The 13,360-nt window shown below is 68.9% G+C and carries 12 protein-coding genes, 1 pseudogene and 1 riboswitch; of the genes and pseudogenes, 7 read left to right on the forward strand and 6 right to left on the reverse strand.

The genetic code is table 11. The features are described from left to right. The first annotated feature begins 198 nt into the window (after nucleotides 1–198). Nucleotides 199–537 (forward strand): thiamine phosphate synthase, encoded by a 339-nt coding sequence (locus IEX49_RS11885; protein ID WP_188806562.1) that lies wholly within the window; start codon nucleotides 199–201, stop codon nucleotides 535–537. A 141-nt stretch (nucleotides 538–678) separates the two neighbouring features. Then, the gene (locus IEX49_RS17065; RefSeq protein WP_308421946.1) at nucleotides 679–945 is read left to right on the forward strand and encodes a hypothetical protein; all 267 of its coding nucleotides are present in this window, start codon (nucleotides 679–681) and stop codon (nucleotides 943–945) included. Here IEX49_RS17065 and IEX49_RS17070 read toward each other — a convergent pair. Further along, nucleotides 903–1,523: pseudogene (locus IEX49_RS17070) on the reverse strand (NtaA/DmoA family FMN-dependent monooxygenase); the annotation flags it as partial. The gene IEX49_RS17065 and the pseudogene IEX49_RS17070 sit on opposite strands and share 43 nt — an antisense overlap. A gap of 13 nt (nucleotides 1,524–1,536) precedes the next feature. Next, nucleotides 1,537–2,301 (reverse strand): 3-oxoacyl-ACP reductase, encoded by a 765-nt coding sequence (locus IEX49_RS11895; protein ID WP_115932243.1) that lies wholly within the window; start codon nucleotides 2,299–2,301, stop codon nucleotides 1,537–1,539. A 46-nt stretch (nucleotides 2,302–2,347) separates the two neighbouring features. Then, a riboswitch (TPP riboswitch) is annotated at nucleotides 2,348–2,451 on the reverse strand. A gap of 277 nt (nucleotides 2,452–2,728) precedes the next feature. On the opposite strand from IEX49_RS11895, the gene IEX49_RS11900 reads away from it, so the two are divergent. Beyond that, the gene (locus IEX49_RS11900) at nucleotides 2,729–3,904 is read left to right on the forward strand and encodes a zinc-dependent alcohol dehydrogenase (protein ID WP_188806389.1); all 1,176 of its coding nucleotides are present in this window, start codon (nucleotides 2,729–2,731) and stop codon (nucleotides 3,902–3,904) included. A 117-nt stretch (nucleotides 3,905–4,021) separates the two neighbouring features. Here IEX49_RS11900 and IEX49_RS11905 read toward each other — a convergent pair whose 3' ends face one another. Next, on the reverse strand, nucleotides 4,022–4,531 hold the full coding sequence (locus tag IEX49_RS11905) for a pyrimidine dimer DNA glycosylase/endonuclease V (RefSeq protein ID WP_188806390.1): 510 nt from the start codon (nucleotides 4,529–4,531) through the stop codon (nucleotides 4,022–4,024). A gap of 158 nt (nucleotides 4,532–4,689) precedes the next feature. On the opposite strand from IEX49_RS11905, the gene IEX49_RS11910 reads away from it, so the two are divergent. The 4 genes from IEX49_RS11910 (at nucleotide 4,690) to IEX49_RS11925 (ending at nucleotide 9,355) form a co-directional block, all read left to right on the forward strand. Continuing rightward, nucleotides 4,690–5,505, forward strand: coding sequence for a TspO-related membrane protein (locus IEX49_RS11910; RefSeq protein WP_229672621.1), 816 nt, complete (start codon nucleotides 4,690–4,692; stop codon nucleotides 5,503–5,505). A 272-nt stretch (nucleotides 5,506–5,777) separates the two neighbouring features. Next, on the forward strand, nucleotides 5,778–6,830 hold the full coding sequence (locus tag IEX49_RS11915; protein ID WP_229672622.1) for a Fic family protein: 1,053 nt from the start codon (nucleotides 5,778–5,780) through the stop codon (nucleotides 6,828–6,830). A gap of 116 nt (nucleotides 6,831–6,946) precedes the next feature. Then, nucleotides 6,947–8,356 (forward strand): MFS transporter, encoded by a 1,410-nt coding sequence (locus tag IEX49_RS11920; RefSeq protein WP_188806392.1) that lies wholly within the window; start codon nucleotides 6,947–6,949, stop codon nucleotides 8,354–8,356. 270 nt (nucleotides 8,357–8,626) lie between these two features. Then, entirely contained in the window at nucleotides 8,627–9,355 is a 729-nt protein-coding gene (locus IEX49_RS11925; protein WP_188806393.1) for a class II glutamine amidotransferase domain-containing protein, read from the forward strand. Between the two features lie 122 nt (nucleotides 9,356–9,477). Here the strand turns inward: IEX49_RS11925 and IEX49_RS11930 are convergent, their stop codons facing one another. From IEX49_RS11930 to phnE, 3 genes are read right to left on the reverse strand one after another with little or no spacing between them, the layout of a single operon-like run. Then, nucleotides 9,478–10,422, reverse strand: coding sequence for a PaaX family transcriptional regulator (locus IEX49_RS11930; RefSeq protein ID WP_188806394.1), 945 nt, complete (start codon nucleotides 10,420–10,422; stop codon nucleotides 9,478–9,480). Then, nucleotides 10,419–11,714 carry a cytochrome P450 gene (locus tag IEX49_RS11935; RefSeq protein ID WP_188806395.1) on the reverse strand — a complete coding sequence of 432 codons (1,296 nt, stop codon included), beginning with the start codon at nucleotides 11,712–11,714 and terminating at the stop codon, nucleotides 10,419–10,421. The genes IEX49_RS11930 and IEX49_RS11935 overlap by 4 nt, the downstream gene beginning before the upstream one ends. Before the next feature lies 1 nt (nucleotide 11,715). Continuing rightward, nucleotides 11,716–13,359: a phosphonate ABC transporter, permease protein PhnE gene (phnE, locus tag IEX49_RS11940; RefSeq protein WP_188806396.1), complete on the reverse strand. Its 1,644-nt coding sequence runs from the start codon at nucleotides 13,357–13,359 to the stop codon at nucleotides 11,716–11,718. Nucleotide 13,360: the final 1 nt, after the last annotated feature.

Here is a 13,360-nt window from a genome sequence, read left to right on the forward strand (position 1 = left end):
CCCTTTACACCCAGCGGAAGGAGCCTAAGCAGGTGGCTCTGAACCAGAATAACGATGGCTCCCAAGGCGCCCAACGCATCCAGCGGTCACTGGCTCTCAAACCCAATACGGGTGGCGCTCAGAACGCCGAATATTCAATCAACGGCCGGCTCGAGCACCTCCGCGGCTCCGCCCTCGGGTTCCGAAACCTCGCCAACTATGTGGCCAGGTCCCTGCTGGAATCCGGCGGATTCAGGCCACGTCTACACCCTCGTTTGTGATGAGCCCGATTACTTCTGCACCGGACCGCTGTGGGAGACCCCCACCAAGCCCGGCCGTCCCGCCACCGGCCCGGGTTTTGTCCGGGATGTTTCCGGGCTCATGGCGGGATCGGCGGCGGCGGGCACCCCGTGGTTCGCCATCGGTGGCATCGACGTCGACCGGCTGCCCGAGGTCCTCAATGCCGGGGCGAGCCGCATCGTCGTCGTCCGCGCCATCACCAAGGCCCCCGATCCGGGCGTCGCGGCCCGGCAACTGCGCGGACTGATCCGCGACTGAGCCCTGGACGACGTGGTCGACGAAGTCGTCCAGGTCGTTCGGTAGCCACGGTGGCATGAGGTTGAACCCGTCAGCGGCACCGCAACGGAACCACTCCTCGATCTGGTCGGCGATGTGCTCGGGGGTGCCGACCATGGTGCATTGCCCTCCTCCGGCCGCGAGACGGCCCAGCAGCTGCCGCACCGTGGGCTCCTCGACCTCCACGATCCGCAGGATCGTCGCGTAGCGGCCCTGTGGACCGCTGAACCGCTCGAGCGGGGGCAGTTCGGGGACCGGGGCGTCCAGTTGCCAACCGGTGCAGTCCTGCCCGATGAAGGTGCCAGCTGGGCCAGGGGCTGCTTCGCGGGCAGCAGTGCGTCCGCCCGGGACTGCTTCGCCACGGCCTCCGCCTCCGTGGAGCCGACATAGGTCACGAGTCCGGGCATCACCGCCACCGATGCTGGGTCCCGTCCGGCTGAGCCGATGCGCTTCTTCAGGTCCGCATAGTCACTCTGGGCGGCGGGCAGGTCGTAGGCGACGGCATAGATGCCTTCGGCGTACCGGGCGGCCAGTTCGCGCCCCGGCCCGGAGGCTCCGGCATGGAACAGCACCGGGCGGCCCTGGGATGATCGCGGAACGGTCAGTGGGCCCGACACCCGGAAGTGCTCCCCGGCGTGGTCGATCGGCCGGACCAGGGCTGGGTCTGCGTACATGCCATCTGGTTCCAGGACCAGTGCCTCATCGTCCCAGGAGTCCCACAGCCGTAGCGCCACCTCGATGAACTCGGCGGCCCGCTCGTACCGCTGGCCGTGGCCGGGTAGCGCCTCCATTCCGTGATTGCGGGCCTCGGCGTCGAACATGGACGTGACCACGTTCCAGCCCACCCGGCCGCCGCTGATGTGATCCAGTGACGCCAGCATCCGGGCCGCGAGGAACGGCTCGGAGAACGTGGTCGAGACGGTGCTGACCAGCCCCACGTGCGACGTGGCGCGGGCCATGGCCGTCATGCCGGTCCTCCACTCAATCCATGACCAGTCCGCCGTCGACCACCAGGTTCTGCCCGGTGACCGACCGGGCCCAGGGGCAGGCGAAGAACAGGACGGTGTCGGCGAACTCCTCCGGGGTGATGACCCGACCCAGGGGCGTGCCGGCGGCGATCGCCTCGAAGACCTCCTCGGGAGTGGCCGCGCTGGCGTCAGTGGTGCGTAACAGGCCCCCGGAGACCATGTTCACCGTGATGCCGTGCCGTCCCAGGTCCTTGGCCGTCGTGCGGGTGAGCGACAGCAGGGCCGCCTTCGCCGCTGTGTAGTCGTGGTAGGGCACCACGGGGTTCTGGAACAGGTTGGTGCCGACGTTGATGATCCGCCCGAAGCCCTTCTCCCGCAGGTACGGAAGGGCCGCCTGGATCGTGTTGAGCGCCCCCCGGACGCTGCCGGCGAACTGAGCGGCGAAGTCCTCCCAACCGATCTCCGTCACCCCCGGGCGGGCGTCGCCGTTGAAAGAGAAACCCATCAACGCACTGTTCACCACGGTCGTGACCGGGGCCCCGAAGTGCTCCCGTCCCGTAGCCAGCAAGGCGGCTACTTGCCCCGGGTCGGTGACATCGGCGGGCAGGGCCACGGCCCGGTCCGAACCGAACCGGGAGGCCAGCTCCTCAGCGGCCTGCCGGCTGGTGTGGTAGTTGACGAGAACCCGCGCCCCCTGACCGGCGAAGGCCTCGACGATGCTGCGGCCCAGGCCGCGACCCCCTCCGGTCACCAGGACAATCTGCTCTGCGATCTGCACGGACGCTCCTCAAGGCCGAGGCGAAGGAGCGCAGGCCCGGAGACAACGCCAACCGGGCGGACATCCCTTCGCCAGTACGAACTGGATCAGGTTCAACGGGTCTCATCTCAGCTGGTCGCCAGGTGGGCACCAGCACCCCGTGTCACTGGCCCCGAGCATAGCCGACCCCTTCTCAGCGGTAGGTCGTGGTGTCAGATCAGGAGCACATCACACCAAGGGCCAAGCCAGCGCGCAACATGTTCGCGATCACCCGCGCCAGACAGGTCGAGAGAACCACGAACTGACGAAAACTGCCGGACCCACACACCGTTTATCGGGCAGTCCCAGTAGTAGGTTATCGGGCAGTCCCAGTAGTAGGGTCGGTTCGACCGAATAGATCAGCAGGCTGCCGTTCCCGGTGGGGCGGCGGCCCTGAGACGGAGGACAGATGAAGGCTTTGACATGGCAGGGAAAGCGTTCGGTGAGCGTCGAGGAGGTTCCGGATCCCCGCATCCAGCAACCCACGGACGCGATCGTGCGGATCACCTCGACCGCCATCTGCGGGTCGGACCTTCACTTGTACGAGGTGCTCACCCCGTTCATGGACAAGGGCGACATCATCGGCCACGAGCCCATGGGGATCGTGGAGGAGGTCGGCTCCGCCGTCACCCAGATCAAGGCCGGGGACCGCGTGGTGATTCCCTTCAACGTCTCCTGCGGCCACTGCTTCATGTGCAAGCAGGGCCTGCAGTCCCAATGCGAAACGACCCAGGTTCGGGAGTACAACAGCGGTGCAGTCTTCCTGGGCTATTCCCGCCTCTACGGCTCGGTGCCCGGCGGGCAGGCCGAGTACCTGCGCGTCCCGCACGCGGACTACGGGCCCATCAAGGTCCCGAACGCCGGTGAGGACGAGCGCTACCTGTACCTCTCCGACGTGGTACCCACCGCATGGCAGGCCGTGCAGTACGCCGCGCCCCCGCAGGGCGGCTCTCTGGCCGTGCTGGGCCTGGGCCCGATCGGCCAGATGTCCGCCCGGATCGGCCGCCACCTGGGCTACCGGGTACTCGCGGTGGACCCGGTCGCCGAGCGGCGAGCCATGGCCGAGCGCCACGGCATCGAGACCTTGGACTCCTCCGGCGAGGTGGCCGAGCAGCTGAAGGACCTCACCGACGGCCGCGGCCCGGACTCCATGGTGGACGCGGTCGGGATGGAGGCCCACGGCTCTCCCGTGGCCGGGGTAGCCCACCAGGCCGTAGGGCTGCTGCCGTCCCCGCTGGGCCGCAAGGCGATGGAGACGGCCGGGGTGGACAAGCTCGATGCCCTTTACACCGCCATCGAGGCCGTCCGGCGCGGCGGGACGATCTCGATCAGCGGCGTATACGGCGGCATGAAGGACCCCCTGCCGATGCTCACGATGTTCGACAAGCAGATCCAGTTGCGCATGGGCCAGTGCAACGTGAAACGGTGGATCGACGACCTCCTTCCGCTGGTCGATGACCCCTCGGATCCGCTCGGCGTCCTGGACCTCAAGACGCACACCGCGTCGTTGGACGAAGCCCCGGAGATGTACGAGAAGTTCCAGAAGAAGCAAGACGGCTGTATCAAGGCCGTCCTCAAGCCATAGTCGTGGACCCGCACGGGAGCCCGATCCCTGCGGGGCCGGGCTCCGGCGCGTCATGGACCAACGCACTCACTGGGACACAGCCGCAAGCCGCCACAACCTCATTGAACAGTATGGGGATTAGCCCAGCCGCTCCCACGACTCAATGTCGCCCGGAACGACCTCGAACGACGGGTGGACCTGCGGCACGCTGATGCCGACCAGGCCTTCCAGCCGTTCCGGGGTCCGCTGGCCGATCTTGGCCAGGAGGTGCTTCCACTCGTAGGCGACCTGGCCTTCCGTCACCGGGATCTGGGCGACCGGGAGTCGGGGGACACCAGAGAAGGTTCCGTCCACCGGGAGGTCCCGGCCGGCGTCGTGCGCCAGTCCCGACGCCGGATGGCCGGGTCGGTCGATCCGGGTCACGTCGAAGTTGTAGCCGCGTTCGGTGGCCTCCTCCGCCGTGACCTGGAGGAAGGCGCCGATCGCGGCGGCGGGGTCCGGGTGCGCCCGGAACCTCACCAGCTGCGGGTGCGAACGGTAGCCCTTGGTGCGCCCGGCCAGCACTGCCTGGGCGAGCAGCGCCTCACGCCATCCGCCGGTGAGCCCCTGGCGGTCCAGGTATCGGGGATGGAGACTCCACAGGCGCATGCACCCCATCATCCCGCACCCACCAGACCGCACGCACGCGCACCGGTTCGTCATGTCCCGCCATGTCACCCGGCCGATCCAGCCTTTTATCTCGATGATCGAAATGGTTAGCTCGAACCACGTGCACGAGGATCGACCTACCACCCGAGGAGAGACCCATGGATGCCACTGCCCCACGGACCACCGGACTCGCGATGCCGTTGCTGGTCCTCGTCAGCGGGATCGTCGCCACGGCCGGGGCGTTCCTCGGCAGCGGGATACTCGGCGGCACGCCGATCGCCGAGGCGGCCGGTGGGTGGCTGAATGAGGACTCCACGCCGCTGGCGCCGGCTTCCGGAGCCTTCCGCATCTGGTCCGTGATCTACCTGGGACTGCTCGCCTACTCGGTCTGGCAGCTGCTGCCCGCCCAGCGCCGGTCCGACCGGCAAGGTCTGTTGCGGCCGTGGGCCGTGGCGGCGATGCTGCTCAACTCCGCATGGATCTGGGTGGTTCAGTTCGGCTGGCTGAACCTGAGTCTGGTGGTGATCATGGCGCTGCTCGCCGTGCTCGGCCGCATCCTGATGCTGCTGGTCAGCACCGGGAGCAGTGGCCGAATGGATGCCCTGATCGCGGACGGGACCTTCGGGCTGTACCTCGGCTGGGTCACCATCGCTACCGTGGCGAACACTTCCGCCGTGCTGGGCGCTGCCGGCTTCGACGGTTTCGGGCTTCCGGTCACGGTGCTGTCCTCGGTGGTGCTGGCCGTCGCCGCGGTCATCGGCGTGGCCACGGCCTGGCGCAGCGGTGGGAAGGTCGCGCCCGCCCTCGCCCTGGCCTGGGGGCTGGCCTGGATCACCGTGGGCCGCCTGGACGGCGGACTGGAATCGACCGGCACCGCGGTGGCAGCGGGAGTCGCGGCAGCCGTGGTGCTGATGGCGGCAGCGGTGTTCCGGATGATGGCTACGCCGCGAGTAGACCCCGAGCGCATCCATTGAGATGCCGTAAGGGGCCTTGCGCACCCTCCATACTTACGGTTGGTTACGTGTTTACCAAAGGATAAATCGGTAACCTTTGGTAAGCTGGTCACATGGCCATCAAAGTGCCGACGAGAGGCACATCCCCCTGGGCGGTGGCATGGGAAGACACTGAGTGGGCCGCGCCGGCTGACCGAAGCATGTCACGGCGTCAGCAGTTGGCGAGCCGGGGCCCGTACCGCTCTGCGATTCCCCCGTTCATCGCCGAGCTTTCTCTGTCCTTGGAAGCCGAGGTGGCCACGGAGGCAACCGAGGCATCGATGGAACTGGTTCGTTTCGATGCCGAGATCTCCCGGAGTCTGGGCGGCAACGAGGCGGAGGTCAGCCCCCTGTCCGCGGTGCTGTTGAGGACCGAGTCGGCTTCCTCGTCGCAGATAGAACAGATCACGGCCGGGGCTCGGGCTTTGGCCCTCGCCACCCTGGGTGAGTCCACCGGGCCGAACGCCGCCTTGGTGGCGGCCAACGTGCAGGCCATGCGCCGGGCAATCGCCTTGTCCGACGGGATCACTGCGGCCGGCATCGTCGAGGTGCAGGAAATCCTCCTGCACGATGGATCTCCAGCGCATGCCGGTGCCTTTCGCGGAGGGCCCGTGTGGATTGGCGGACGGGGTTCGACGCCCCACACGGCGACGTTCGTCGCTCCTCGCGCAGAACGGGTTCCAGAACTCATCGAGGACCTGGTGGCCTTCATCCACCGCACCGACATTGACCCCTTGGTGCAGACCGCGGTGGCCCATGCTCAATTCGAGACGATCCACCCCTTTTCCGACGGCAACGGCCGAACCGGTCGGGCCTTGGCGCACGCGATGCTGCGCCAGTACGGGGTGACCCGCCGCATGACGGTGCCCGTGTCTGCAGGACTGCTGGCGAGCGTTGAGTCATATTACGAAGCTCTCGGTTCGTATCGTCAGGGCGACCTGAACCCCATTGTGGCTGAGTTCGCCGAAGCGACGTTCGTGGCGTGCGCCAACGGCCGGCTTCTGGTCCGGGAACTGGAGGAACTCCTGGCGGAATGGACGGATCGGGTCACGGCGCGATCCGATGCGGCGGTGTGGAAGGCCTTGCCGGTCGTCATCTCGCAGCCGGCCGTCACCGTCCAGTACCTGGCGGGCCACTTGGGCGTTTCTGCCCCGGCCGCCCAACATGCCGTAGACCAGATGGTGGACGCTGGGATCCTCGTCCCGGTGGGAAACCGGAAGCGCAACCGGGTGTGGACGGCGAACGCGGCCGTCCGGCTGCTGGACGATTTCGCCGAACGGGCCGGCCGGCGTCGTCATGGCGGTTGATGAGCAGTAGTGAAGACCCCCGGGTGAGCTGGCCCCGGAACCCACCGCACAGCTGCGCGGTACACCCAGCCAGGTCCGGACCTACGATGGAGGACCACCGCCAGAGGGAGCCCGTCATGTGCGAGCAGTCCGCGTCAGCCGGAGCGGCCGGAACGGCCGGTGCACCGGCCGCCACCCACGGCAAGACCCCGAAGAAGGCGGCACTTGCCGCGTGGATCGGGTCCGCCCTGGAGTACTACGATTTCGCTGTCTATGGCACCGCCGCGGCCCTGGTGCTGAACCACCTGTTCTTCCCGGAAGATGCCTCCCCGGGCGTCGCCATCCTGTTGTCCATGGGGACCGTGGGCGTCGCCTACGTGGTCCGTCCCCTGGGCGCGCTCATCATGGGACCGCTCGGGGACCGGATGGGCCGGAAGTTCGTGCTGATGCTGACCCTGTTCATGATGGGCGGGGCCACCTTCCTCGTCGGCTGCCTGCCGACCTATGAGCAGGCCGGGCTGTGGGCACCGGCCCTACTGGTGCTCTGCCGGATCATCCAGGGGATCTCTGCCTCCGGCGAGCAGGCCAGCGCCATCTCCGTGTCCCTGGAGCACTCTGATGAGCACCGCCGGGCCTTCACCACCAGCTGGACGCTGCAGGGCACCCAGTTCGGCACGCTGCTCGCGACCGCCGTCTTCATCCCGTTCACCACGCTGCTCACCGAGGAGCAGCTGTTCTCCTGGGGATGGCGCGTCCCGTTCTGGCTCTCCGCCGTGGTGGTGGTCGTCGCCTGGGTGATCCGCCGCCGGCTGGAGGAACCGCCGGCGTTCGAGGAGACCAAGTCCCACCTGCCGGAGGAGAAGCCGGCGACCCCGCTCAGCCTGATGGTGAAGTTCCACAAGGCCGCCGTGGCCCGGATCGCCTGCGCCGCCATGATCAACACCGTCAACGTGGTGTTCCTCGTCTGGTCACTCTCCTTCGCCACCTCGGTGGTGGGCCTGGACCGCTCCACCATGCTCACCGTGGCCGTGGTGGCCAATGCCGTGGCGCTGGCGGCCATCCCACTGGGCGCACTGCTGGCGGACAAGATCGGCCGGAAACCGGTCTTCATCGCCGGCGTGGTGGGACCCGCGATGATGATGTACCCCTACCTGGGGGCCGTCGCGGCGGGGGACTGGACCCTGATCTTCGTCTACGGCGCCATCCTCTCCGGCTGCCTGTACTCGCTCTCGAACGGCATTTGGCCCTCGTTCTACGCCGAGATGTTCCCCACCCGGGTCCGCGTCACCGGCCTGGCCATGGGCACCCAGATCGGCTTCGCCGTCTCGGGCGGCCTCACCCCGATCGTCGCGTCTGCCGTGGCCGGCGCCCAGGGCACCAACTGGCTTGCTGTGTCTCTGGTGGTGAGTGGTGCCTGCCTGATCTCCGTGGCGGCAGCGCTGACGGCCAAGGAGACCAAGGACAGGACGCTGGCGGGCATCGATGAACTGCACACCACGCGCACCGAGGCGGCGGCGCTGGCCACGCTGGACCGCACTGCCCCGTAGCCCGGGCCGGGACCCTGCGTCACATGTGACGTGCTCCAGATCACATCCTTGGTATGCTAACCGTCACTCCTTCGTGTTAACGGTCAAGCAGCGGCCGCGAACTCTTCGAACGACTCTCGAGGAGGCCCTCGTGCCCATCGCTGTGCCACTGAACACCATCCTGAGCGGTCCCGGCCGTTTGCGGGCTGAACTCACCCAGCCTGCCGCGCCCCCGTGGCCATGCCGGCCGCCGGTGCCCATGGCTGCGTCCGGCTTGCGGGGGACGTGACGATGGGCATCGCTGGCGAGGTCTCCGTCCGCGGGGCGTGGGCTGATACCGCCTGTGTGGACAGGATGATCCAGGCCATGGACGCGGCGAGGGACGCGAGCGGATCAGTGGATCCGGGCATCTGTGACTGGGGTTGGGTGGCGGTGGGCCATCGCCCGCCCGAGACCGGCGATCAGGCCGGTGCCACGGCCGAGTTGATGCTCGATGAGCGGCTGGGCTGGTGCCTGGTGTTCGACGGACAGCTGGACAACGGACCGGGTCTGCGTGAGGAGCTGGACGAATGCTTCCCGTTCCGTTCGGGATCGGACGCTGAAGTGGTGCTCGCGGCCTACCACCGGTGGGGCGAGCGCTTCGTGGACCACCTGCAGGGGGTCTTCGCCCTGGCGCTGGTGGATGCGCCGCGCGAGAAGGTGCTGTTGGCCCGCGACCGGCAGGGGAGCAGGCCGCTGTACGTGTGCGCCGGGGCCGGCCGGCTGCGTTTCGCCTCCACCCTGCCCGGCCTGCTGGCCGCGGGTGGCATCGATACCTCCGCTGACCGGACCGGATTGGGACGCCCTCTGGACCACCGCGGCATGGCTCCGGCCTCGCGGACGGTCCTCTCCGGCGTCGCACCATTGCCGGCCGCCACCCTCCGGGTGCTCGAGGCCCGCGGCCGTGCGCGAGACCGGGTCTACGGTCCGGATGGTCACATCCATCACGGGCGAGAAGGCCGAGGGTGGAGGGTCAGCTGATGGACCCGACCACGGGCACACCCGTCCGGCCGAGGATGTCGTCCTCCGGTTGCTCGACCACCTCCGCCCGGTACGGGCCAGGACGTCCTTCATGATGCTCAGGGCGGGATTGGTTCGGAGGCCTACGAGGGCGAACCGCCCGGTGAGATCAGCCGGTCCGAGGCCGCGAAGGTGTGGTGGTGCACCAGGGGCGCCAGCTCGGGCTGGTGACGTTCGATGATCCTCCGGACGGCGTTCTCCGCGGAGGGCCCCAGGCCGTCGTAGAACAGGGCGGTGGCCGCGGCGGCGCGGCGCAGCGGCGGTTCCTCGGGCAGCAGCGCGTTGGGAAGCCGGGGGTCCTGGTGGACGAGCGGCCGCCATTCGGAGAGGACCTCCGTGCGCAGGCGCAGGGCCTCCACGCCGGTGGGCCACTGGTCTCCGAGGTCCCGGGCCCGGGCCTCCCACCGCAGGGCGAAGGACAGGTACTCCTCATCCAGGGCGTCCGCTTCGAAGGCCCGCCTCAGCTCCAGGGGCGAGACGAAGTGCGGCAGCCGGGCCCCCTCGAACAAGGAGATGAGTGTCAGCACGGGTTCGTCGCCCTGCTTCAGGTGGGCGAACGCCTCCTCGGCGTGGCTGCCCGGCTTGATCCACACCCCGTCATTGAGGTGGCCGAACCGCAGCTGGCGCAGGGTGTCCCGCACGGCCCGGCGCAGGGGGGCTGCGGTCTCCGGCACCCGGTAGGTGATGATGGTCCACGTCCCGTCCCAGGGGCGCTCGCGGTGGGCCTGGAAGATCCGTTCGACGCGCTGGGCCTGGGTCTTCCGGCTGCCGGCGTGGACGGAGTAGGAGGTGCGCCGCCCGTCCTTGTGGGCCGCGAGGAACCCCCGCTGCGCCAGCCGCTGGATGGCCGCCCGGGCACTGGAGGGCGTGATCTCGAGTGCGCCGAGCAGCTCCACCAGGGCACTGGAGGGCAGGGGTTCGCCGCGGCCGAACCAGTAGTCGCCGAGCAGCACCGTGAGCATGCGCTGCGGTGCCACGCCGGATTGGTAGCGGGGGAGGTTCCCGCGGCTCGGATCCGTGGGGCTCACGGCATCCTGTCAGCGGAACGCAGGGCCAGCGGAACGGAGCGGGGGCCGTATTCGAGCCAGTTCATCATCACGATGTCCCCTGCCAATGAGAAGGTCTCCGTCCGGGCGAGCAGCTCCTCTAGGGCGATGAGCAACTCGAGTCGTCCCATCGTAGCGGCCGGGCACTTGTGGGAACCGCGCCCGAAGGACAGGTGCGAGTTCTGCTTGCGCCGCAGGACGAAGGTGTCCGGGTCCTCGAAGCGGGTCTCGTCCCGGTTGGCGGAGGGGAAGATCAAGGCGATGGGCTCGTCCTGGGCCACTGCCCGCCCGTGGATCACGGTGTCCCGCTTGGCGGTCCGTGCGAATACCCGGTACGGGGCGTGCAGGCGGAGCATCTCCTCGATCGCAGAGGGCAGGTCTTCCGGGTGGGCCCGCAGGTGCGCCTGGAGGTCGAGGTCCGTGGCCAGGTGGGCGATGCAGCTGCCCAGCACGGCTTGGGGCGCTCCCATCCCGGCGACGATCAGCTGCCGGATGGTGGCGACGGCGCTGGTCTCCGTGATGGCGGTGTCCGGGTCCAGGGCCGCGCGGTGCAGGCTGGCCACCAGATCCCGGGACGGGTCCGGGTCCTCCTCCAGCCGCCGGTCGTAGATCTCGCGGGCGATCTCATACAGCCGCTTGCTGCACTCCTCAATCACGGGGTTGTCCATGTCCTGGATGGCGAAGCCGTAGCGGACGCCGATCTCCCGGATCTCCCGGGTCTGGTCCCGGGCCAGCCCGAGCAGGGAGGCGAAGCAGTCCATGGCGAACGGCGCCGCCAGGTGACGGACCCCGTCCGGGGAGGACTCCATCAGCATGCCGTCCACCAGGCGGCGGGCGCTGTCGCGGAAGGCGCCGGCGTGCTCGGTGACCACCGAGCGGCGGAACACCGGGTCGATGGCGGTGCGGTAGTCGGTGTGCTCCGGCGGGTCGAAGTGCAGCGGCGGCCGGCGGGAGGCCCGGGGCACGTGCGGCACCACGTTCTGCTTGGCCGTGCTGAACAGCTCGTCGTCCTGGGTGATGGTCAGGATGTCCTCGTAGGTGGTGGCCGCCCAGAAGCCGCCGTAGTCCGCGCTCCAGGGGAACGGGTTCTGCTCGCGCAGGGCCGCGTAGTCCGCGTGGGCCGAGCCGAACGTCTCGTTGCGGTCCGGGGACCACTCGGAGGCACGCGCCCCGCCGACGTCGTCGGTGGCCTGCGGCTCGGTGGCGGAGTGCCCGGTGAACGGGCAGCGGCCGGTGCCGGCCGTCGTCGTGCTCGGGGGGTGTGGGGTTGCCATCTCAGATGACCTTCCTGCGCGCCCAGCGCGCCATTTGCTCCACCGTGACCACCACGACGATGAGGCCGATGAGGATGCCGGCGGTGGACTGGTAGTCGATCGAGGTGACGGATTCGTGCAGCAGGAAACCGATGCCGCCGGCGCCGACAATCCCGAGGACCGCCGATTCGCGCAGCGCCAGGTCCGCGGTGAACAGGCTGTTGCCGATGAAGGAGGGCACGAACTGGGGCCACGCACCGGCCACGAAGGCCTGGAGCCGGCCCGCGCCCACGGCCTCGAGGGCACGGATCGGTCCCGGATCGATGTTCTGCAGCGCATCCGTGAAGAACTTGGAGGCCAGGGCCGTGCAGGAGATGGCCAGCGCCAGGAACCCGGCGAACGGGCCCAGGCCCAGGGCGGCCACGAACACGATCGCGTAGACGATGTCCGGCACGCCGCGGACCACCACGATGACACCGCGCAGCGCCCAGCCGAGCACCGGCACCTTCACGAGGTGATCCGTGGAGAACACCGCGATGACCAGTCCGATCAGCACGCCGAAGGTGGTGGCCGTCAAAGCCATCACGAGGCTCTCGAAGAGGCCCAGGGCGATCTCCGCGGTGAACACCGGCGGCACGAACCCGGTGAGCATGGCCACGGCGTTCTCCCAGCCCCGGGCTAGCCGGTCCGGGGAGATGCTCAGCGCGGACAGGGACAGGATGAAGAGCACGACGCCGGCCAGCAGCCCGGCGCTGCGGCCCACCCGGGGTGCGTTCCAGCCGGGGGAGGAGAGCTCCTTGCCCGGTGGGAACGTCATCGAGTGTTTGGTGTCCCCGGCATGCTCGGACACGGCGCGCTGCACCAGGTTCGAGATGAGCTCGAGGACGAGCAGCAGGACGATGATGACGGCGATGATCCCGGCGGCGCGCGGGTAGTCCAGGCTGCCGATGGAGCGCTGCAGGGCCACGCCGATGCCGCCGGCGCCCACGAGGCCGAGTATGGAGGACGCGCGGATGTTGATGTCCAGGCGGTAGAGGACGAACGAGGTCATCTGCGGCAAGGCCTGGGTGAAGGTGGTGGCGACGAAGACCTGGAAGCGGTTCGCCCCGGTGGCGTTCACGGCCTCCCGGGGTGCGGCAGAGATCTCCTCGAAGACATCCGTCATCATCTTGCCGATCATGCCCACGGAGTGGAACGCGATGGCCAGGGCTCCGGCTGCCGGGCCGAGCCCGAAGATGCGCACGAAGATGATGGCGAAGACGAGGGAGGGCACGGCGCGGCTGACCACGATCAGTGTGCGGCAGAGCCACTGGACCCAGCGCGGCCCGGTGAAGGTGTTGGCCGCGCCGGCCGCCAGCGGGATGGAGACCAAGGCGGCGATGCCGGTGCCGGCGATCGCGATCTGCAGGGTCTCGACCACGAGCGCCGCCAGCTCCGGCACGGGGCCGGTGGTGGCGGGGAACATCCGGCCCAGCAGGCGGGTGATGTCCTCGAAGCCGGCGGCGATGGCCGCGGGGCGGACATCGATCCACCACAGGCCGAAGACCGTGACGGCGCCGAGGATCAGCGGGATCACCCAGGTGGCCGCGGGAGCCCGGGGCGGCCGGGCCGGAGCGGGAGCCGGTGTCCGGCCCCTGGTGCCCGGTGGGGTCAGGGTGGTGGGCATG

The organism is Citricoccus zhacaiensis, from assembly GCF_014645315.1.
Taxonomy (GTDB): Bacteria; Actinomycetota; Actinomycetes; order Actinomycetales; family Micrococcaceae; genus Citricoccus; species Citricoccus zhacaiensis.